Origin of the sequence: Metabacillus hrfriensis (assembly GCF_030127205.1) — a bacterium.
GTDB classification, from domain to species: domain Bacteria; phylum Bacillota; class Bacilli; order Bacillales; family Bacillaceae; genus Bacillus_P; species Bacillus_P dongyingensis.
In genome coordinates, this window is sequence record NZ_CP126116.1 from 3,103,043 (window position 1) to 3,125,452 (window position 22,410).

The 22,410-nt window shown below is 38.6% G+C and carries 18 protein-coding genes and 1 pseudogene; 3 read left to right on the forward strand and 16 right to left on the reverse strand.

Annotation, left to right across the window (positions count from 1 at the left end; genetic code table 11):
• Positions 1 to 18 precede the first annotated feature (18 nt).
• Positions 19 to 1,233 (forward strand): MFS transporter, encoded by a 1,215-nt coding sequence (locus QLQ22_RS15265; RefSeq protein WP_284015123.1) that lies wholly within the window; start codon positions 19 to 21, stop codon positions 1,231 to 1,233.
• A 783-nt stretch (positions 1,234 to 2,016) separates the two neighbouring features.
• Here the strand turns inward: QLQ22_RS15265 and QLQ22_RS15270 are convergent.
• From QLQ22_RS15270 to QLQ22_RS15290, 5 genes are all read right to left on the reverse strand, one after another.
• Positions 2,017 to 2,433, reverse strand: coding sequence for a VOC family protein (locus tag QLQ22_RS15270; RefSeq protein ID WP_223435834.1), 417 nt, complete (start codon positions 2,431 to 2,433; stop codon positions 2,017 to 2,019).
• A gap of 364 nt (positions 2,434 to 2,797) precedes the next feature.
• The gene (locus tag QLQ22_RS15275; protein ID WP_284015124.1) at positions 2,798 to 3,868 is read right to left on the reverse strand and encodes a hypothetical protein; all 1,071 of its coding nucleotides are present in this window, start codon (positions 3,866 to 3,868) and stop codon (positions 2,798 to 2,800) included.
• 26 nt (positions 3,869 to 3,894) lie between these two features.
• Positions 3,895 to 4,587, reverse strand: coding sequence for an ankyrin repeat domain-containing protein (locus tag QLQ22_RS15280; protein ID WP_284015125.1), 693 nt, complete (start codon positions 4,585 to 4,587; stop codon positions 3,895 to 3,897).
• 140 nt (positions 4,588 to 4,727) lie between these two features.
• Entirely contained in the window at positions 4,728 to 5,414 is a 687-nt protein-coding gene (locus QLQ22_RS15285; protein ID WP_284015126.1) for a response regulator transcription factor, read from the reverse strand.
• On the reverse strand, positions 5,392 to 6,858 hold the full coding sequence (locus tag QLQ22_RS15290; RefSeq protein ID WP_284015127.1) for a sensor histidine kinase: 1,467 nt from the start codon (positions 6,856 to 6,858) through the stop codon (positions 5,392 to 5,394). Before QLQ22_RS15290 ends, QLQ22_RS15285 begins: the two co-directional genes overlap by 23 nt.
• A gap of 604 nt (positions 6,859 to 7,462) precedes the next feature.
• Between QLQ22_RS15290 and QLQ22_RS15295 the strand changes: the two genes are divergently transcribed.
• Both QLQ22_RS15295 and QLQ22_RS15300 read left to right on the forward strand, forming a co-directional pair.
• Positions 7,463 to 8,044: a TetR/AcrR family transcriptional regulator gene (locus QLQ22_RS15295; protein ID WP_223435838.1), complete on the forward strand. Its 582-nt coding sequence runs from the start codon at positions 7,463 to 7,465 to the stop codon at positions 8,042 to 8,044.
• A gap of 25 nt (positions 8,045 to 8,069) precedes the next feature.
• The gene (locus QLQ22_RS15300; protein ID WP_284015128.1) at positions 8,070 to 9,272 is read left to right on the forward strand and encodes an MFS transporter; all 1,203 of its coding nucleotides are present in this window, start codon (positions 8,070 to 8,072) and stop codon (positions 9,270 to 9,272) included.
• A gap of 328 nt (positions 9,273 to 9,600) precedes the next feature.
• Here the strand turns inward: QLQ22_RS15300 and QLQ22_RS15305 are convergent, their stop codons facing one another.
• The 11 genes and pseudogenes from QLQ22_RS15305 to QLQ22_RS15355 all read right to left on the reverse strand — a co-directional run bounded on the left by QLQ22_RS15305 (position 9,601) and on the right by QLQ22_RS15355 (position 22,204).
• Positions 9,601 to 10,641: a hypothetical protein gene (locus tag QLQ22_RS15305; RefSeq protein ID WP_284015129.1), complete on the reverse strand. Its 1,041-nt coding sequence runs from the start codon at positions 10,639 to 10,641 to the stop codon at positions 9,601 to 9,603.
• 532 nt (positions 10,642 to 11,173) lie between these two features.
• Positions 11,174 to 12,544, reverse strand: a complete 1,371-nt coding sequence (locus QLQ22_RS15310) for an MATE family efflux transporter (protein ID WP_284015130.1) — start codon at positions 12,542 to 12,544, stop codon at positions 11,174 to 11,176.
• A 49-nt stretch (positions 12,545 to 12,593) separates the two neighbouring features.
• Positions 12,594 to 12,944, reverse strand: a pseudogene (locus tag QLQ22_RS15315) (family 4 glycosyl hydrolase); the annotation flags it as partial.
• A gap of 55 nt (positions 12,945 to 12,999) precedes the next feature.
• Complete coding sequence (locus tag QLQ22_RS15320) at positions 13,000 to 14,088, reverse strand: Gfo/Idh/MocA family protein (RefSeq protein WP_223435843.1); 1,089 nt, start codon at positions 14,086 to 14,088, stop codon at positions 13,000 to 13,002.
• Positions 14,089 to 14,160: 72 nt separating this feature from the next.
• A complete protein-coding gene (locus tag QLQ22_RS15325) occupies positions 14,161 to 15,135 on the reverse strand; it encodes a Gfo/Idh/MocA family protein (RefSeq protein ID WP_223435844.1) in 975 nt (324 codons plus the stop codon).
• Between the two features lie 82 nt (positions 15,136 to 15,217).
• A complete protein-coding gene (locus tag QLQ22_RS15330; protein ID WP_284015131.1) occupies positions 15,218 to 16,327 on the reverse strand; it encodes a Gfo/Idh/MocA family protein in 1,110 nt (369 codons plus the stop codon).
• A gap of 25 nt (positions 16,328 to 16,352) precedes the next feature.
• Complete coding sequence (locus QLQ22_RS15335) at positions 16,353 to 17,231, reverse strand: sugar phosphate isomerase/epimerase family protein (protein ID WP_223435846.1); 879 nt, start codon at positions 17,229 to 17,231, stop codon at positions 16,353 to 16,355.
• A gap of 36 nt (positions 17,232 to 17,267) precedes the next feature.
• A complete protein-coding gene (locus QLQ22_RS15340; protein ID WP_223435847.1) occupies positions 17,268 to 18,101 on the reverse strand; it encodes a carbohydrate ABC transporter permease in 834 nt (277 codons plus the stop codon).
• Between the two features lie 16 nt (positions 18,102 to 18,117).
• Entirely contained in the window at positions 18,118 to 19,056 is a 939-nt protein-coding gene (locus QLQ22_RS15345; protein ID WP_223435848.1) for a carbohydrate ABC transporter permease, read from the reverse strand.
• A 63-nt stretch (positions 19,057 to 19,119) separates the two neighbouring features.
• Entirely contained in the window at positions 19,120 to 20,436 is a 1,317-nt protein-coding gene (locus QLQ22_RS15350; RefSeq protein WP_284015132.1) for an ABC transporter substrate-binding protein, read from the reverse strand.
• A gap of 592 nt (positions 20,437 to 21,028) precedes the next feature.
• Positions 21,029 to 22,204: a GntR family transcriptional regulator gene (locus tag QLQ22_RS15355; protein WP_284015133.1), complete on the reverse strand. Its 1,176-nt coding sequence runs from the start codon at positions 22,202 to 22,204 to the stop codon at positions 21,029 to 21,031.
• Positions 22,205 to 22,410 lie beyond the last annotated feature (206 nt).

Sequence of the window (22,410 nt, forward strand, 5' to 3'; positions counted from 1 at the left end):
GGAGTAAGGTGTTAATCAATGACTTACATCAAACGTGGAACATCTGAATTTAAAAAAGTTAATATTGCTTTATTTGCAGGCGGATTCTGTACCTTCGCTTTACTATGGGGAACACAGCCCTTACTCCCCGAGTTCGCAGAAGAATTTCATATATCACCAGCGAGTTCAAGTATAAGTCAAACTTCAACAACAGTTGCTTTGGCTATCAGCCTTTTAATAGCGGGTTCCTTATCCGAGATTTTTGGACACAAGACTGTAATGTTCATATCTTTGGTCGCCTCATCAATACTTTCTGTCATCACAGGATTTGTTCCAAATTTCGGTTTGCTAATTCTATGCAGAATTTTACAAGGGATAACGTTAGCTGGTCTTCCGGCAGTCGCAATGGCTTATTTGGGAGAGGAAATTGAAAAAAAGAGTTTAGGTATGGCAATGGGTTTATATATTAGCGGAAATTCTATCGGAGGAATGGCAGGTCGTATTATTAATGGGATTTTGACTGATTATTTTGGTTGGCACATTGCTTTAATAGGAATTGGAATCGTTAGTTTACTTGCAACCTTTATTTTCTGGCTGGTCCTCCCTCCATCAACTCATTTTAAACCCCGAACATTTAGGATGAAACACTTAGTAATCACATTATTTAGCCAGTTTAAAGCACCTGGACTCATTTATCTATTTTTCATTGGATTTTTATTACAGGCTGGCTTTGTTTCTTTATATAACTACATAGGGTTTGAATTAATTAAACCACCTTATTCACTCAGCCAAACTTCGATTGGATTTATTTTCGTTGTCTATATTGTTGGAACATTTAGTTCAACGTGGATGGGGATGTTAGCAGATCAATATGGTAAAAGGAAGATTTTACAGTTATCGATAATCATTTTGTTAATTGGGGTTTGTATCACTTTAAACCTCAATATTTGGCTGAAAATTTTTGGATTAGCTATCTTTACCTTCGGCTTTTTCGCCGGTCATTCGATTGCCAGCAGTTGGGTTGGTGAATTGGCTGCCAATAATAAGGCTCAGGCAGCCTCATTATATTTATTTAGTTACTATTCAGGTGGAAGTGTAATGGGAACAGCAACCGGTGTTTTTTATGATTGCTTTGATTGGCTTGGTGTTGTTGCTATGATTGCTGTTCTTTCATTAATTTCACTCCTATTTCTGAATCGGTTAGGAACGGTTACAAAAGAAAAATTTAAATTTTCCCCTCATAAAATTTATTAATTACGCCTATGGGCGTTTTTTTTATTAAATTAACTGCCCCTTTACTTTAGAAGGATAGGCAACACTTTATTAAGCAATCGCCCCCGTTAGCTGAACAAATCCTTTCTATTTTGCTGCATATAATCTTCTTGCTGTTCACACCAATATTCGCTAATATTTACCAAACTATGTTATGATTGATAGATATATATATTTTATTTGTTTGGGACCTTTGAGACTTCTCTTAGTCAACCCCCCTATTAAATAGAAGGGAGACTAAGACGATATGTCCTTAGATCACATAGAATCTATGTTAAAAACCTTACAACAGTACAATAATTTTGAAATAACACTACCTTTCAAAAACAAGCATCAGGTTCCCATATTGTTAGTACGCTACCATAACAAGCGTTTTCAACTAACCTATTTTAATAATCACACGATCGAAACTTATGACTATAATAACAAGTGTTTTCAGCTAACTTATTTGAATAATCACACGATCGAAACTTATGATTATATTGAACCTGCAGTTTCAGCTATCGATAAAGCTTTACAATCTGACTTAAAAGAAGCTTCTAAATAATTTAGAGGTTTTTTATTTTTTTTATGAATTAATAAAATGTTACCTCGTGAAGCCCTTTTCACTTTTCTTGTGCTTTTTGTCTTCAGAATAGTAAATGAATACCGAACAGTTTGGGTAAGCATAACATAAATCATGACAGCTGCCACTGCACAGATAATTGCTAAGCCCGACAGTGCAATTTGCCAAGTCAGGTGAACTGTGATTGCCGACGGCGAGGGTCACGCTTTTCTGGGCGAACCTAGAACCTCCAAATAGTGCTGATTGTACATAATGCCCAGGATGTTCCCAAAAGGATCGACCACGGAAGCAGTTATGAACCCCTCGCCGCGCTCTGTGGGTGCCTCGTACTCATTCGCTCCCATAGAGAGCAACTTCTTGAAAGTTGCTGTTACATCGTCGACGTGCCAGTACACTACAGCACCGGCCGGGCCATTCGCTGAACCATCGGGCGCGTAGCGTCTATCGATCAGGCCCAGCTCGTGCTGGTAGTCGCCGAGGCGAAACTCAGCATATCCTGGACGTTCGAAGTATGGTTCGATGCCCAATAGCTCTGAGTACCACTTCCTTGCCTCTGCTAGATCATCCGTCCAAAAACTGACTGTGGTAAGTCCTCGTAATGTCTGTGTGTCGCTCATAATCGATTTCCTCCTTAATGTTGAGTAATACGTTTCGATGCTAAACTAAATAATAGCTTCTAAATTAACTTCGATTTACTTGCGAATAATCCCTTCTCTTATTCAAGAAAATGGCCCGATTGTTGATCAGAACAATTGACACCACTCTTCAATTAAACTGCCCTTTAGTTGAAAATGCTTTTCTGGATTTCCTTCTCAATTGGGGTGAAAAATAATAGCTTGTTCAATCCGTAATAGCGCCATCACCCACTTTTTCACAATGATCGCAGCGCCTACATAAAGCGGGGTTCCTGACACCTAAGGAAATTTGTTCGTAACAAACGAAAGCACACCTCCTAACCTAGGAAAGTGTGCTTATTGTAAACTATTTCGCTGTAAATGTGACGTTGTATGCTTCCGCCCAATCAATGAGAGGAACAATCGTATACGTTTCGCCTGACGTTAATGTACCTTTCACATCAAAGATTCCAACTGCTCCTTTTCGTGAAGAAAAACGATATTGAGCATCAACTGTACTGCCATCCTCTGCTTTTAACTGCAAACTTCTTCCAGCAAACAGCTCCATGCCGGGATCAGCATTTAGGGTAATTTCTAAAGATTTATTATCAATGGCATTAGCCGATTGAATGTTTAGCGGCTCAAAGTCAGCTGCTTTAAATGTAGCGTTCTTCACATCAGCCCATTCAGAAGTTACCGTGTAAGTTACACCGGGATTGAACGTTTCTCCAGCCGGCAGGCGGAATTTCGGAGCTTGTCTCATGTCAGCTGCTTGTGTGAACGGTACATAGTTTGCTGTAAATGTGTCGCCGTTGTCACCTTTTACGGTTATGACACGGTCACGAAGAGATGAAATAATTTCATACTGTATGCCGTTTTCGTCACGGTTCTGACGGTCTAACTCAAAAGATTGCTCTCCTCGGTTTGATCTGTAAGCTTCAATGATGTTCGCATAGTCTGTGACACCATCTTCTCGGAATGACTCGATCTCAAACGTGTCATCTGTTACTTGACGAGTATCACGGATATTGATTTTTTTATCGCTTCCTTTAAACTTCTTCGTACGTTCCCCTTTGTAGCTCAACGTATAAGGGATTCCTTCTTTTTGCATCGTCACGGGAACAATGTACGTGCTTTTTGCACCGATCTTCAATTGTGGTACGTTCACGATGCTCAAGTCATGGTTAAATGAGAAATGCTTCTTGATGTTTTCTAAGTTGCTTGGGTTCACATCTTCAGCTGCAAGCGGCTTGTTAAACGTCACTTGCAGTGTCATCGTGTTAAGTACATCAATGTTTGTAATGCGTGCTTCTTTCTGTTGCTGCTGTTGTGCTGACTTTTCCGCATTCACATAGTCTGATTGGTTATATGTTACAACACCTGCTGCTATAACTGAAAAAGCAAGTGCTGCTGTAAGGATTTTTTTACGTGGTTTCATTAATTCTTCTCTCCCTTTGTTATGGATTATTTGGCTCCTGCCTCAATTAGTAAGGTCTCGATTTCTTTAAATCCTTTTTGTTTCGCATGTTCTAGCGGTGTTACCCCTTCACCATCCGCCAAGTTGACATTTGCCCCATGCTGAATCAATAGCTCTACCGTTTTCTGCTGCTTTTCATTTCCGTTATTTAAGATAATCGCTTCTAACAGCGCCGTCCAGCCAAGATTGTTCACATGGTCCACATTGACATCTGTTTTCGTTAAAAGCATGTCCACAACTTCCACATAACCATGTTCAGATGCAGGAATTAATCCTGTTCCGCCGTATCGGTTTGTGATTTTCGTGTCAGCTTCTGCACCAATGATTATGCGCAGGATATCGCTGTAGCCTTCCGCACTTGCATACAGATACGGGTTGTTTTTCATGTTATCTTGAATGTTTACATCTGCGCCTGCTTGAATTAAAACCTTTGCAGTGTCATAGTCTTCGTTGTACGCAGCAATCATTAGAGGCGTTCGCCCTTGAGAGTCTTGTGCGTTTATATCAACGCCGTCCTTAATTAGTTTTTTCACTTGTTCGGTATCTTGCTGTTCTGTTGCTCGATGAAGTTCATTTGTCATGATTGATGTCTCCTTTCCTGGCGTATTGGTGCTTTCGCTTTTGTCGGTACACCCTTGCAGAAGTAACATAATGCTGAGTCCTGCTGCTGACCATTTCATCTATTCACCCCTCTTTTACATCTCTCCTTACTTGTTTTGTCTTACACAGATAAGGATAGAGGGAATTCATAAATTCCATCTAAACAAATTCTTAAGAAAAGCTTAAAAAAATATCCCGGGTCATATTCCGGGATAATAAATTATACGTTAAAGCGATAGCCTGCACCCCAAACGGTTTCTAAGTGTTCAGGTTTTGCCGGATTTTGTTCAATCTTCTCCCGAAGTTTTCGGACGTGAACCGTAACCGTTGATACATCAGCCGCAGAATCCATTCTCCAGATCCGCTCATACAACTGATCCTTCGATAGCACTTGATTCGGGTGCATCACGAAAAACACGAGCAGGTCAAATTCTTTTGTCGTAAACGGTACGTCTTTTCCGTTTACCTGTACTTTACGTGAGGATTGGTCAATTGATATCCCTTGTACAAAAAGCACTTGGTTTCTTGGCTGTTGACCTGCAAGCCGTTCATAACGTGATAGATGTGCCTTTACTCTCGCAACTAATTCACTTGGTGAAAAAGGTTTAGTAATATAGTCATCAGCTCCAAGACCGAGTCCTCTAATCTTATCGATTTCTTCTTTTTTAGCGGACACGAGCAGAATTGGGATATCTTTCTCAGCTCGAATCTGTTTACAAATTTCAAATCCGCTCATCCCAGGCAGCATGATGTCGAGGATAATGAGGTCAAAATCACCTTGCAAGGCTGCTGTTATACCTGACTTTCCATCATGCTTCATATCTACCTGGAAGCCTTCAATCTCTAAATAATCTCTTTGCAGCTCAGCAATGCTCACTTCATCTTCAATCAGCAAAATCCGTTTCACGGTGATCCCCCTTTTTTAACGTAAAGTATACAGATGTACCTTCTCCAAGATTGCTGTCTGCTTCAATTATTCCCCCGTGTGCATGTATGATTTGTTTCGCGATGGAAAGTCCAAGTCCGCTTCCACCTGTTGCCGTGTTCCGTGAAAGTTCAGACCGGTAAAAGCGGTCAAACACAAACGGAAGTGCTTCGGGGTCAATGCCTTGTCCGTTATCTGTGATGATAACCATAACATCTTCATTGTTTTCTTGTAGACTAATAGCAATTTTCTTCTCATCTTTATCTAAAAACTTTACACTGTTCTGAATTATGTTCATCATAACCCGTTTTATTTTTTCACGGTCGGCCGTCACAATAAGTGATGGAGCTATTATTGAAGCGTCCAGTTGGATGCCATGCGGCTGCAAATCGAATTGAACTTCTTCCGATATATCTTTAATAAACGGAACAAGATCCACTTTTTCAAAAAAGAACGGCTCCCTTTTGAGGTCTAGCTTTGAGAACAGGAAGAGCTCATCGATTAGAGAGTCCAAATCCCGCGCTTTTAAAGATATAGTTGATAAATACTTTGCTGTTTTCTCTGGCGTATTGGCAACACCGTCCCGTATCCCTTCTACATAACCGATGATGGATGTGATAGGCGTCTTTAAATCGTGCGAGATGTTAGACAGCAGCTCTTTTCGGTTTTCTTCGTATTTTATCTGAAGTTCTGTAGATTCCTTCAGCCGAATCCTCATCTCTTCAAAAGCAAGGTGAAGCTGACCCACTTCGTCATTAGAAGCTGGTGTGACTTTGAAGTCGAGATCTCCTGATTTGATGCGGTCCGCTGCTTGTTTTAAAAAGGAGACCGGCTTAATAATGCTTCTGGAAACCAGATAGTTCAGAAGACCAATGATCAATACAAACAAAATTACCAATAAAATTAATAATAACGGAAATAGCTCACGTGTCAGTTCCGCTACTGAACTTGCTTTTCGTAAGACGAAGATGCTGCCCTGCTCACCATCTTCAAAATAAAAATCAAACTTCACATACGTGTAGAACCTATCATCAATCCGTATTGTATCGCGGGTGTTTATATTGATTTCTTCAAATTCAGGCAGAAAACGCTGTAGTTTTTCTCGATTCTGCTCGTCAGTTGAATAGACGATTTCTCCGCCTTTCCTTACGGCAATATCAATCCCGACTTGTTTAATGTTTTGAAGTTCATTTGTATTTAAAAGTGTATTGGGATCTTTTTTTGCAAGTAATTTAAGATCTAAAAAGGTGCTTTCCTCCTCTGTTGTCAGAGGCTTTTGAATATAGGTTTTCTTAAATAAGTGCTCAACCGAATTTGCGTCTCCTGTGACTGTAAAAAGCATCAAAAAACCGGCTGCAAGACATAAGATGATTGAGACAACGATAACGCCTATATAAGACAGAAGAAATCTTATTTTAATCGACATGCTTTTAATCTCCTCATTACCGCAAGTTATTCTAGATATAGGTTTTCTTCCTTTATCTGTTTTAACCATCCTGGCGGTTTATCTGTACCACTTTACCACGTAAATCTTAAAATTTTCTTAAATGATCCTATTAAAAATGATCAACTTCGCTCTTGTTTTTTTAAGAGATAAAAAAATGACGTGCTTCTCAGCACGACTCAGACCGTAGACAAACCCCTCTTTGAACTTGAAGTTTAAAGAGGGGTTTATTCGATTTATTGAATTAAACTACAGTATTATTTTAAGGATGAAGATCTTAACAGATTATTAGAACTCGGATTTTCTAGCAGTTCTAGACGAAAAATCATAACAGATGATTTTATAAAAACAATATTAAAAAGACCAGAACATGATCTTAAAGAATTTTTAATCGCTCATTATCCTTCTCATTTCCTCTAAATAGACGCTTGGTTAGTATATGCTTAAGAATCTTAAACCCCGATTGTGGAAAATTACTCTGCATTACCGTGCTGCATAAATACATTCTATTACTGATCCGCTTGCTTTTACTTATTTAAATTGCTAATATAACTAACGAACGTTCGTTAAATTTGAGGTGATATTATTGAAAAGCAATGAAATTAAGCAGGCAGCTCTAAAATATTTCACAATTCATGGTTATGAAGGAGCATCCCTTTCTCTGATAGCTGAAGAAGTCGGCATGAAAAAGCAATCCATTTACGCCCATTTCAAAGGAAAAGATGATCTTTTTCTGAAAGTTTTACGTGATGCGAAAGAGACAGAGCTATCTTCGAAACTTCACTATTTTAGTAAAGTTGATTCAAAAAATCCTGAAAAAGATTTGTACGGATTTCTACAATTGGTCATCGATCTTTTCCAAAAAAATGAACAATTAAAGTTTTGGCTGCGTATGTCTTTTTTTCCGCCAGCCCATCTTGAAAAAGCAATCGAACAGGAAGTTATAGATATCGAGGAAAAGGTGCAGACGATACTGGAAAAAAAATTTCAGGATTGGATCAATGCTAAATTAATCATCGGAGATGCAGCAATAACACCCACCTTTGCTTTCTTAGGAGTAGTCGATTCCCTAATGCTGGAACTTGTATACGGCAATGATGAAAAACGGCTGAAAGATAAATTAGCCGCTTCTTGGACAGTATTTTGGAGAGGTATTTCACTTCAATGATACATACAGAAAAAGGTGTTAATACATGAAGAAACCAATAAAAAAACAAAAAGCAGTATTAATTATTCTTCTAAGCAATATATTCATTGCATTTCTGGGAATTGGACTTATCATACCCGTTATGCCATCTTTTATGAATATCATGCATTTATCAGGAAGTACGATGGGTTATCTTGTTGCCGTATTTGCGGTAGCTCAACTGCTTATGTCACCATTCGCAGGTCGTTGGGTTGACCGTTACGGCAGAAAGAAAATAATCATATTCGGCTTATTCCTTTTTGGTGTTTCAGAACTTATCTTTGGTGTAGGCACGAACGTATCGGTTCTTTATATATCAAGGATTCTAGGGGGAATTAGTGCCGCCTTTATTATGCCAGGTGTTACAGCATATATTGCAGATATTACATCCGTTCAGGAACGGGCAAAAGCGATGGGCTATATTTCTGCCGCCATTAGCACTGGATTTATTATAGGCCCTGGTATCGGTGGATTTATTGCAGAATATGGTGTACGCTTGCCCTTCTTCTTTGCAGCAGCCATTGCTTTTTTAGCATGCTTTTCATCGATATTTATTTTAAAAGAGCCGCTAACAAAGGAACAGCTTGCAGAAATTTCTGCTAAAACAAAGCAAACAAACTTTATAAGCGATTTTAAAAGATCACTTAATCCACATTACTTTATTGCATTTATCATTGTATTTGTACTTGCTTTCGGTTTATCAGCATATGAAACTGTTTTTAGCCTATTTTCTGATCATAAGTTCGGCTTTACGCCTAAGGACCTTGCCGCTATTATCACAATAAGCTCAATCTTTGGAGTTGTTGTGCAAGTATTTATGTTTGGAAAAATGGTAGATATACTCGGTGAAAAGAAAATGATCCAATTATGTTTAATTATAGGTGCAATATTGTCGGTGGCGTCCACCGTTGTATCTAACTTTTTGGGTGTACTATTGGTAACTTGCCTCATCTTCCTCGCATTTGACTTGCTTCGTCCGGCATTGACAACATTTTTATCAAAAGCTGGCGGGAAAGAGCAAGGATTTGTTGCAGGGATGAACTCAGCTTATACAAGCTTAGGAAATATAGTTGGGCCAGCCATGGGCGGCATATTATTTGACGTAAACATCCACTATCCCTATCTTTTCGCAGCTGTCATTTTGCTTATTGGCCTTGGTATTACAGTCATGTGGAAAGAAAAGCAATTGGCTGAAAGCTTTGCGGAATAATTAGAAAAGCACGATGCTCCCTCGGAACAAAACAAGAATCGTAAGAGAGGTAAAATAGAAGTCCAATAAATGTTTCATTAGAAAATGACATAAGGAATTACTTCACAGGTCTTAAAGAAAAGCTCCGAACCCTTGGATGCAAAGGGTTTAGAGCTTTTATTTAAGATTATTCAACTCAAAATTAACAAGTCACGCTTCCAAGCCAGAGTATTTTCAAATCTAGTAAACAAAATGAACATTGATTACCTATCCAAACGGTACTTAAAGGGCTGTGAATAATACGCTATCCTTGTTCTGGATAAGCGCCCTAAAATGCAATAACTTATTACTATGCCTCAATGTCAGGGTTGGCCCATAGGATTGCCTCGGTGGTCTCACAAAGTCTAGGCAGGAAATCAATGACGTCTTTGGATCTGCGGATGAGGTCGGTACTAGAAGTGATGCCCAAATCAGAGACGATTTCTTCAAAGGCTGGAGCAAGTGCGCGTTGCAGGTCTTGTGAAGTGTCTGCAGCCAGGACCGTGTGGCAACGTGCATATGTAGCAACAATCCAGAAGACCGCTTCGCGGTGGTAACCGGAACGTATAAGTTCTCGACTTCCATCAATTGCAATTGGCCGTGCTATGTTTGTGATGTCGGTGCTGAAAAAGAACGGTGTATTGGCAACTTCGACAGTAGCGTCGAACGTTCGAGCAAGATTATCGAGATGATGCTCGATGCGCTGTTTAGTTAAATGAGCGCAACCAAGCAATTTCAGCAAATCTGGATACAGGCTGGCTTGTCCGTATTCTATAAGCACCTCTCGTGCTGCAAGGTAGCGAAGCCGTACAGTAGGATTACGGAGCGCGGCCACGAGGAGAACGTGCGTTGTCACTCCAGTTGGGAACAGCCAGCCCATAACCTGATCTTGGAAGGGTGCAGAGGTATCGACTGCCCGTAACCCATTCATAACTCTGTTCAGTGCATTTTCACATCGGCGTCTTACCCAGGCCCGATCTGCAAAGTGGCGAGACACCCGTTTTTGTAATCTACTAACCTCTCCCGTGGGGTCGGCTATAATCGTGTTCACTCGAAAACTATTGGCCAGATGATAGGATGTCAGAACCTCTTCGACCGAGGTGAACTGGTACCAGGACAAATAAGTAACCTCCAAAAGCGTGCCCTTGTATACGAATTTCCCTAGTTTGAGTGGTGGCTCAGTTAGTGTGGTAATAATCATGACATCCAAATCAGAGCTATCCGGCAACATTGCCTCACCGGGTAGTTCAATGGTCGAACCGCTGAAGTAAGCTCCCTTGAACCAAGCTTCCCGACTTGCATGCTCCATGACCCATTCAATCGCTGCAGCTCTAGCTGATTCGATTCTCATAGACACCACCTTCACTTCGCTCGGTATTTTGGTTTGTGTTAAACAAATTTCGAACACTGGATAAGCATGCCGCTTTTCTATAAATCACTTTAAAATCTTCTCTTATGTTTTTTACACAAATCAACATAGAAGAGGTACCTCCTAGCATAAACACAGTATGATTAACTTAAATCAACTGAAGAATACCTTGATAATTAGTTAGTTGTTATGTAATGAATATTATAAAGTCACAGTCACTTTGCATATCTGCATCGCCTACCGCAAAAGAACCTTTTAAATTATCTCCAAGTATATTACTAGCAGATGTAACTAGAATAATAAGTAGTTCATTAAATTCTGAAAACCCAGTAGGATTTGGATTTATATCATCAAGAGTATTCTCCTAAATAAGTAGATGAGATATGTAAGTTTAATATTACTCTCATCTACCTAGGAGGTTAAATATTGATCTTTGCAAGATATAGGCTCAATAAGACGCATGCATTATCCCGTAACAATGACATAGAGTAGAATTCACCATTTATAAGCCAAATTAATCAGCTGAAATATTGACCGATTTGGACCGAGTTACATTGATTGATTTCATTTTCACAGATTTCCAATTGAAGGATAGATAGCGCCAGCTGTTAGCGATGCTTGTTAAGACAATTACACTGCTAAAGGCCACCCATGCCCCGGTCTGTCCGAAGTCATACACGAGAGTTAACAAAATCGTGCTAGGAATAAACAAGACCCAGTTGAGAAAAAATGACATCCTTGACAAATACGTTGTATCGCCAGCGCCTCTCAGCCCTCCTCCAAAAATAATACTTGCTCCGCTAAATAATTGAATAAATGCAGCTAAATGAATCAGGGAAATAGCAGTCAAATAAACCTCAGATTCTGATGTATACAGTTTCGCCACTGGTAAGGCAAAAATAAACAAAAAGATCGAAAACAAAAACATGAATCCCAGTCCAAGATACACTGTGACCAATCCAAATCGTTTGGCTTCCGCCGGCCTCCCCTTACCTATCTCTTGGCCAATTCCGATGGTTGACGCGGCTCCAAATCCATTGGCTGGCATATATCCAAATGAAAGGATATTTAAAGCAATTTCATTGGCTGCAATTGCTGTGGTTCCCAGCCGTGTGATACAACTTGTAAATACTAACAACCCTATACTGTTGGACATTTCCGTGATACTAAGTTTCACACTTTCAGACAGGAGCAACCGAATTTGTTGAAATTCAATCGGCACCCACTTACGGGTGTCATACAATTTGTTTGACAAACCGAAATACACCATCAGATTCAACAAAAATGCAATCCCTTCTGCCCCAACCATACTCCAGGCTGCACCTTGCAATCCCAAATTCGGAAAGCCAAACCTCCCATAGACCAGAACATAGGTCAAGATGACGACCAATGCACTGTTAATCAACGAGATAGTCATCGGTGTGCGTGTATCACCCGTTGCTCGCAAATATGCAAAAAATACCGTGTTAAAAATGGTAAACATTAAAGCTACCATGCGCACTTGAACATGAGGGGCTCCAAGGCTTAGTATCGTTTCATTCGCTCCCATGAGTTGCAAAATAAAATAAGGAAGGGTAAAGCTTGCAAAAAATAAAATCACAGCTTGTAAGGCTGTTCCTATCAACGCAATTTGCATGCGTTGATTACCCAATCTCATATTGTTTGAACCGAAGTTTTGAGCAACCAAATAATTGATGGATCCTTGGTTCCCTGAAAATAGGGCCCACAAATTGTACATTAAAATGTTTGAAATTCCCACCACCGCAATTGCTGCGGGTCCTAATCCTCCAACAATCATTAACACGAGTAAACCTGTAAACGTCATCGATGAAAAGGTTGCAATTGATGGAAGGGCCAAACGAAGAATTTGCTTAATTAATTGCATTCTAAATACCACCTGGTCTTATAAGAATTCAAACATAACGAATAGGTAATCACTCGCCATGAGCTTCAATTAAGTCATCGCACAGTGTAATAATGTCATCTAAGGATAATGCTGATGCTGAATGCGGATCCAACAGCGCTGCTTGATTAATGTATTCTTTCTAGTGATGGCAGCTTCAATGGTCACTAACTGCGTATTGATGTTGGTACGGTTAAGTGCCGCCAACAGAACTGTTCTTCAGATCACCCACATAACACGGAACAATGCCGCTGCGATCGGCCACACAAGGAACCTCTACACAGACATTTTCCGGAAGATTAGAGATTAAACGGCCTGTATTAAACACATTTCCTTCAAGTTTAAAAGCTCTGTTTATTTCAATGGCTTCGATAGTTTGAGATAACGCAGCATGGCAATAATAAAAAGGAGAGAATCAGGTGTTCTCTCCTTTTTATCTATACTAATTGCGGTAACTCCACGCTAACTTCTCTTCCTTGCTCTGATGATCGTAAAATACCATCTATAATCGCTTGATTAATGACAATTTGATCACCTGGGATAGGCGCAGAAGTACCATCTTTAATAGAACCGACGAAATCTCGAACCTTCTCATTAAATATATTTAGTTGATGATCTTTAACTGGAATGGTTGACTCAACATGATGGCCCTTTATGTCATGGAATAAGCTCATCGATCCGATTCCACCATCCCACACACCGCTCCATGGACCACTTCCAGCTGGTGTTAACTTTAAGCCAGCATTTGTTCCAAGGAATAAAGTTGGTCCAAGGGAATCCATATGCATCGCCCATGATATTTTAAAGTTTAAAACGATTCCTCCCTCCAAACGAATCATTGCCACACCAAAATCTTCAACTTCAAACTTTTCTGATTCACTATGATAAGCAGAATTCGTTCCAAAATAATTGGACGTGTAGGCGGAAACCGTTAATGGCTTAGGATAACCAAGAGCATTCAGAGCCAAATCCAAGGAATAACAGCCAATGTCTGCCATAGCACCTGCACCAGCTAATTGTTTATTAATAAAGGTACCCCCGGGCATTCCACGCCGTCTTCCACCACCAATTTCAACATAATAGACATTTCCTAACTGGCCAGACTGTACGATTTCCTTTACCGCTTGCATATTCGGATCATATCTCGGCTGGAAACCAACTGATAGCATTTTACTGGTCTTACGGGATGCATCAACCATTTCAATCGCTTGTTCCAGCGTAACAGCCATTGGCTTCTCAACTAACACATGTTTTCCGGCATATAATGCATCAATACTCGTGTTATGGTGAGCAACATTTGGTGTACATACACTGACACCGTCTATATCCATATTTAGCAGCTCAAGATGATCATCAAACCCTTTGGCATCTTTTAGTTCCAACTGTTCGATGAATAGATTGGCCTTACCAGGAATCACATCAGCAACAGCTACAATTTTGACATTAGGTATTTCCTTATAGGCTCTAGCGTGTGCAGTTGCAATTCCCCCGCTTCCAATAATTCCAATGTTAATTGTATTGGACATTACATTCCCTCCAACTCATTTTTATTAACATCCTAAAATTTAAGGAGTACATTTAATTTATTTCAATGTCAATTATTGAATGGATGTAATTGACTTATATCCTGCTGATTGATAAATTCTCTCCGTGAGCTTTACCACTTCTTTTGCGAAGTCTCCAGGTACCATAACATTGTGATGACCAAGGATCGCATCGATAAAACTTTTATCCGAATTAGTCGTTTGCTGAGGAAGCTCAGGTATGACGGGTTCTTTACCATTCAGACGAAGAACAATCTTACCGTTGTCAAAAAAAATCGCTCCATTTTCCCCACAAAAAACATATGTTTCATGCCAGCATGGGGCATTCCCAACAATATTCAGGCCTGCAACTACATTATTTTCAAAACGAATCGATGTAAATGAATCCTGTTCTACTGGAGTATGATGCTGTTCGATTTTTGATTCAACTTCGATCGGTTTTAATCCTGTCGTCCATAAAAGTACGTCTACAATATGACTGCCAGAATCCATTAGCATTCCTCCACCAGATAACGATGGATATTGCCGCCAGGTACCAGTGGTTAGATGTTTCCAATCCTGATATAGAGAAGCTGTTACCGATGTGAGATTTCCGATTGTGCCGCTTGAGATTGCTTCACGAATATAAAGAAATGCTGGTTCAAAATGTCTTTGGTATGAAACTTGTAGAACTCTGTTTGCCTTTTTTGCTATTTCAATAAGATGTTCTGCTTCCTCTAGCGAACAAGCCATTGGTTTTTCAATCAGAACATGACAATTATGGTTAATTGCATCCATCGCTTGTTTATAATGAAGGGTGTGTGGTGAACAAATAAGAACTGCATCCATTGGAATGTTCTCCAACATGTCAAGATGATCATCAAACTGTGCAATACTATCAAGGTTAAAACTCTTAATAAACGTATCTCTGTTACCTATATTTGGGTCGGCAATCGCAACAATCCTAGCGTTCTTTAATTCTCCCAACTGTTTACCATGTATATGTGATATACCCCCTGTACCAACAATACCGATTTTAACACTTTCCATTTAAATCCCTTCCCTCATAAAAGGATGCCTGACATTTGAAAAAATTAATCTAAACGGACCACATGTGGGTAAAAACGGGAGTTTACTTATTAGATACAAGACTTGATTGTTCTTCAAAATAAACAGCTTTCCCAGTTTTTGCAGATTCATAGATTGCTTCTAAGATTTGTGTAACGACAAATGTTTGTTCTGGTTTTACTACAGGTTCTGTATCATTGATGATATTATCAATCCATAGGCGAGCTTCTAGGTCAGCATCTGTTTCTGATTTTCCATCGTAAAATGCCACTCCATCTGAACCCAGTTCAACATTTGTCGTGTAAAGTTCACCGAAGTCTTCCCGGTTTATTCTGAGGCCATCCTTCATATCTGCTCCACCTTCTGTTCCACTCAGTGAACATTTCGCTTCATCGACATCTAAAGAGTTCAATGCCCAACTCGATTCCAAAACAATTGTTGCACCATTTTCCATTGTGATAAAACCAAACGCAGAATCTTCAACTGTGAACTTTTCAGGATCCCACGGTCCCCAAGCATTAGCCGCATCTTTCTTCTGACTTAATTTATGATAAGTCGTACCCATAACCGATTTTGGCTTATAGTTGTTCATCATCCATAATGTTAAATCAAGAGCATGTGTACCAATATCAATTAATGGACCGCCACCTTGCTTTTCTTCATCAAGAAAAACTCCCCAAGTAGGTACGGCGCGACGGCGAATGGCATGTGCTTTCGCATAATAAACCTCCCCCAGATCTCCTCGTTCACATACCTTATGTAAATGCTGGCTGTCCGGACGGAAACGATTGTTGTATCCAATTGTTAGTTTTTTACCAGATCGTTCAGCTGCCTCCAACATAAGACGGGCTTCAGCTGTCGTTTTCGCCATTGGTTTTTCACACATAACATGTTTCCCTGAATCAAGGGCAGCAACAGTGATCTCAGCATGGGAATCATTCGGCGTAAGTACGTGAACCACCTCGATTGACTCATCCTTAAGTAACTCTTGATAATCGTCATAAACCTTGGCATTTTCATATCCGTACTCAGCTGCTGCTTTTTCAGCTCGATCAACCAGTACATCACAAAATGCGACCAATTCAACATTTTTTAGTTTTGATAAGCTTGGCATATGTTTCCCATTTGCAATACCACCACAACCGATAATCGCTACTTTTACACTTCTAGACATATTTTTTCCTCCCATTACCATTGTATTATTTAAAATAAATTGCAAGATGTTCTTTTGCTTTTATGATTCCTTGACGCTCTGCCTCTAGAGAACCCCAATAACGATGATCTTCAAGTTCAATACTGATTGGTCCGGTGTATCCAATTTTTTCTAAACGCACAGCAACTTTTCCCCAGTTTACATCACCTTGTCCAGGAATTGTGTAACGCCAAGAACCCTCTGAAAAATCATACTTCGAACCAAAAGTAGCCTGAATGACACCGCATTCATATAACTCATCATGTAAAATTTCAGTATCTTTCCCATGACAGTAATTGACTCTTTCTCCAAATTCACTCAAAGCTCTTAAATGATCGATACCCAGTCTAACTAGATGGGATGGATCATAGTTAATCCCAAAATGTTTTGAAGGAATGACATTGAACATGGCTCTGAGCATTTCAGGTGTACAGCCTAAAGTTGGATAATATGGTGCAGGTCCTGGCCATCCTTCTAATGCTATGTAAATATTCTGTTGCTCAGCATGCTTTACAATACTAGGAAACGTTTCTTTCCAAATCTCAAAAGCTTTCTGACGCGGCATTGTAATATCATCCGGAACAAGACACATAAACATCACTTTGCCGCCAAGCCCCGAGACTTCAGTCATTTGATTTTTAAGTGCTTCTGCTGCCTCTAATCGACTATCTTCATTCTCGCTTAATAACTTTGTTTGACCAACTGCACCAACGCCATCAATCGAGCCGACTTCAAGTCCCTTTGCTTCCAAAACAGCTTTAACTTCTTCGTTATAATATGGTACATCTATCACATCGATCCCATTACTAGAGGCCCAACTTGCAATGGACTCCATTCCACCTGCACCCATTTTTGACGGGATTCTCATACCTATTTTATTGATCATAACCACAACCTCCTGTTAGAATAATAATTTTATAAACTATTTAATTCCACTAAATGTAATACCTTGAATAAATGTTTTTTGTAAGAAGAAGAACAATATGATCATTGGTACTGTCATCATTGTGGATACCGCCATCATTAAGCCCCACTCAGTACCCATTTGAGTTTGGAATTGCTGGAGTCCTAATGACAAGGTATATTGAGTTTCGTCTGTTAAGTAGAGTAATGGGCCAATAAAATCTGTCCAGCTAGCCATAAACTGGAATAATCCAACTGCAAGAACTGCCGGTTTTGCTAACGGAAGCATAATTTGCCAATAAATCCGAAACTCGCTTGCTCCATCTATTTTGGCCGCATCCCGTAACATATCTGGTAATCCTAAGAAGAACTGACGTAATAAGAAGATGTAAAATGGTACACCAAAGAACGCAGGTACAATTAAAGGTAAAGGTGATCCTACCCATCCAATCTTGTTAAATATTAAAAATAATGGAATCATTGTTACCTGACCTGGAATCATCATGACTGCAATGGTTATGAAAAATAAAACGTTACGCCCTTTCCATTCCAATTTCGCAAAGCTGTATGCTACAAGAGGACAAGTAAGGACAACACCAAGTGTACTGAAAAGAGTAATAACAACTGTATTATTTAGATAGGTAAAAAACGGTATATACTCAATTGCATCTAGATAATTCGACCACTGAAATGGGTTTGGAAGCCATTCCGGCGGAAAGGACATTACTTGTTTTAAAGGTTTTAATGATGTTGATACCATCCATATAAATGGAACAATGAAGAGAACTGATGCGATAATTAAAACAATGTGCGTGAAGACTTTCTGTAGTTTAATTTTAACTTTCAGATCCATTTACTATTACTCCTTTCTACTTTCCTTGATAGTGAACCCAACGATTTGAAGTCATAAAGATTACTGTAGTTAGGGCCATAATAATGACAAAAAGTATCCAAGCCATCGCTGAAGCGTACCCCATTTGGAAAAACTTAAACGCATTATCGTATAAGTGCATTACGTAAAAAGTTAAGGAGTTTGCTGGAGTCCCCTGACCTTGGGTCATAGTGTACGGTAATGTAAACTGTTGAAATGCTCCAATAGCTCCCATTACCAGGTTAAAGAAAATAACAGGAGTAAGTAACGGCAATGTTACATGGCGTGTTTTTTGCCACCAACTGGCACCATCGACTTCAGCTGCTTCATAAAGTTCCTCTGGAATATCACCAAGTCCAGCTAGATAAATGATTACTGCCTGACCAATTCCCCAAAGAGACATCAAAATAAGTGACGGTTTAGACCATATTTCACTTCCGAGCCAGTTCGGCCCCTGTAATCCAATCATTTCAAGCATACCATTTACAAGACCAAAACCAGGATTTAATAGCCACATCCATAGAACTGCTAAAGCAACGTGTGGTACAAGCGTAGGTAAAAAGAAAATCGTACGATAAATTGCCATTCCTTTTATCTTCATATTCAACATCATCGCTAGACCAACCCCGAATATAATGCTTAAGGGGACAAAAAAGATTGTAAAATAAATTGTATTGTAAATAGATTTCCAGAATAAGTCATCTTTAAAAAGATCTTGGTAATTTTGAAAACCAACGAATTCCCCTGGTTTTAGAATACTATATGTTGTGAAACTAAAATAAATCGAAGCTATAAGCGGAAAAGCAAAAAACACTAACAAACCTATAATCCATGGTGACGCAAAAAGCCATCCTTGAAGATTTGATTTTGTAGATAACTTCTTTCGCTTCACAACTACTGATTGTTGAACACGAGTACTTTTAGTTACTTCCGCCATATAGAATCCCCCTTTCAATTTTTAAAGTATAGGCAAGGAGAAGAAGTCTCCTTGCCCTAAGAATTATTTATACTTCTCTAGTGCCTTGTTGACAGTTTCTGTTGCTTTATCTAAGTTTTCTTGCGCTGTACCCTTACCTCTCGCGGTTTTTTCTGTTGCATCTACTAATTCATTCCACATCAATTGACCTTCAGGTATAACTGGTCTGCTATGAGAGTTTGGTAAGATATCGGTAAATTTCTTTAACATTTTATTATCTCCGCGACCTAACTTCTCGTTAACACTAGGTATTACAGAAAGATCGCCAGGAAGCTCTGCGAAGTATACCTCTTGTCCTTCTTCAGAACCGAAATACTTTGCGAATTCCCATGCTGCTTCTACATTTTTTGCACCTTTTGGCAGGACAATAGCGTGACCACCAGACCAAGTAGTGAAGTCAGTGCCAGTTGGAGTAGGAATAGGTGTTACTCCATAATTCAAATCTGGTTTGTATTTTTCAATAGAAGATATTGCCCAGTTTCCATCCACTTTCATACTGATTTGTCCTGAAATAAACGGGTCCATAGCCCCAGAACCTGCAGAACTTTCAAATCCAGCAATGTCCTCTACACCGAATTTTTGAGCGACACCTGCCATCCACGTTAGCGCTTCAACAATTTTAGGATCATTTGCTGTTACTTCACCAGTTTCTTTATTGTAGAATTCCCCGCCATAGCTCCATCCCCAGCCATAAAGCCAACCTTGACCGTACCATGGAATAAAACCAATTTGTTTAAAACGTTTTCCTTCTTTTTTCGTTAGCTTTTCTGCAGCTTCTTCCAATTCTTTAGTAGTTTTAGGCGGATTTTCTGGATCTAATCCGGCTGCCTTAAAATGGTCCTTATTATAATAAAGCATGCGTGCATCTGTTGTATAAGGAAGTCCATATAATTTCCCTTGATAGTTCGCTTCCTCCCAAGCATATGGATAATAAGTATCCCCTTTTATGCCGTCTTCAGCAGCCATATCAGTTAAATCTGTAAGTGCATCTTGAGTTGCCCATGAACCAACCTTAAATCGGTCAAAAAGAGCTACGTCAGGTGGATTACCGCCAGCTACAGCAGTTAAAAGTTTTTGGTCTGCTCCTTCACTAGCTTCGGTATACACCATTTTCACTTTAATATTAGGATTTTTTTCTTCGAATGCTGCTACCATTTTTTTCAATGCCTGTAAACCAATATCAGTATAACCATGCCAGAGAGTTATTTCTGTCGTGCCTTTTGCTTTTCCGCCGTCATCTGAAGCACCTGATTCCTCTGACGAACACGCCGCTAAAACTAAACTGAAAATAAGAAAAATAGACATGCTCAAAATTCCAAATTTTTTACCCCGAATTTTCACAAAAACTTACCTCCCCTTTGTTTGTTAATTTTCTTTTTTGATTCCCCTAAAAATAGTAAACGTTTTCAATCCCCCTTATTTAAAATCTTTATATATGATAAATCAAACCTATAATAAGTTTGACTTTACCCAATAACAAGAAGTGATCACCACCAAATGAATACGCTTACATATAGTTGAAAAAATTTTTTCCTTTTAATATATTGCTGCTTGGACATAATAACGCAATTTAAATTTCAGGTTTGAAAAATATAGATAAGATGACTATTATTTTGCAGTCTCAAAAGATGAAACATTCTATGTATATATGGATATCATATCAACTATCAATATATCAATTGTTATGATAACCATATTCCTTTATATGTTAGTATATCAATTTAAAAATACACATGTCAACGCTTTTTTAATAACATTCTGAAAATTCAAACTAACTATACCAAAGCTCCTGTCTAAAAATAAGAGTATTTTTAATTAAAATAATTATGACAAATAACTTACCTCCACCCCGTTCTTTTGATTTTAGTTGATTTCCCATTTTTAAGAGCAAAGAAAAAAATAAAAAGCTATATTTAATAAATGAACATAGATTCTATACTTGAACTGCTTTCATTGATCTAGATTGTGTAGATCTACCTTTTATTACCTTAAATCCAACCTCGGAGTGAATTGGAGGCGTATCGTTTTCTTGTAAGTGTTTAATTAATATATCCACTGCATTACAACCCATTTTTTTTTCGTCTTGCAATATATGAGTGAAAAGCGGTTCGATTATCATATCTGCGGGCGAATCAAAGCATGCAATAGAATAATCTTCTGGTACCTTTTTACCTAATGAGGCTAAGACTTCATAGAGAGTAACAGCAACCAAATACTCACTTGTTATGAAAGCTGTGATTTCAGGGTTATTCTCAATTATATTTTTTATTTCGTTTCTATCATTTTCATCAATTGTTAGCTCTCTAAGATTAATACTTGAACATTCTTGCAGTGAACTCCTCATATTCTGTAAGATCGTATCAGGTATAATTCTTACACCTTTTTCCGCCATTGCGACATGAAATCCCATTAGTCTATCTTCAAGAGAAGAAGTTCCCCCAGTTGGAGGTGAAAGATAAGCGATATGCTCATGTCCAAGTTCTAACATATAGTTTGTTAACTCAATTGCTGCCATTTTATTATTAATACAAACTGAACTAGAAGGAATTCCTGTTAAGTACCTATCTACTAAAACAAGTGGGTAATTCTCTATAATTAACCTTAGTAATGCATTACTATAATGCTTTCCTGGAGAAGGCCATAAGATTAACCCCCTAACTCCAAGGTTTACTAATGAATTTATTGCTTTTTCTTCTAATTCAGGTTTACCTAATGTTTGTTTAATGACTACAGCCAGATTATGTTTAGAACATTCTTTCTCTATCGAATCGAGAAGCTTTATGCCGTAATCATTACCAATCCCCGGAAAGATATATCCAACTAATTCCTGTTTGGAATTTGAATCAGTTAAAAAAGTATTATTCTCTTCCTCTACCGTTGAATTAATTGTAGTCGTGTTAATATCCGAAACATAAGATCCTTTTCCCTGAAAACGTTCTATTATATTTCTTTGAGCTAACATATCTAACGCTTTTTTTGTTGTGATACGGCTTACATTGAACTTTTCGGCAAGCTCATTTTCCGAAAGAATTCTATCTCCAGTTTTCAATGTTCCATTTTTTATTTCTTCTAAAATATCAAGGTAAATTTTCTTATATAATTTGCTCATCTTAAACTCCTCGCAATATTTTAATTGATATACCAAGTATAACAAGCAAAACATGCTTTGACAACTGTTCTATCTTAATATAAATACTTATTTGAATTTATTGAATACTTCATTATAATTGTTAAAAAATCCTGGAAAATAAAAGTCCAATTGAATGCAGAAGAAGGAGTAATTTTTAAAAATCTGAGGAGATATGTTTATGTGTA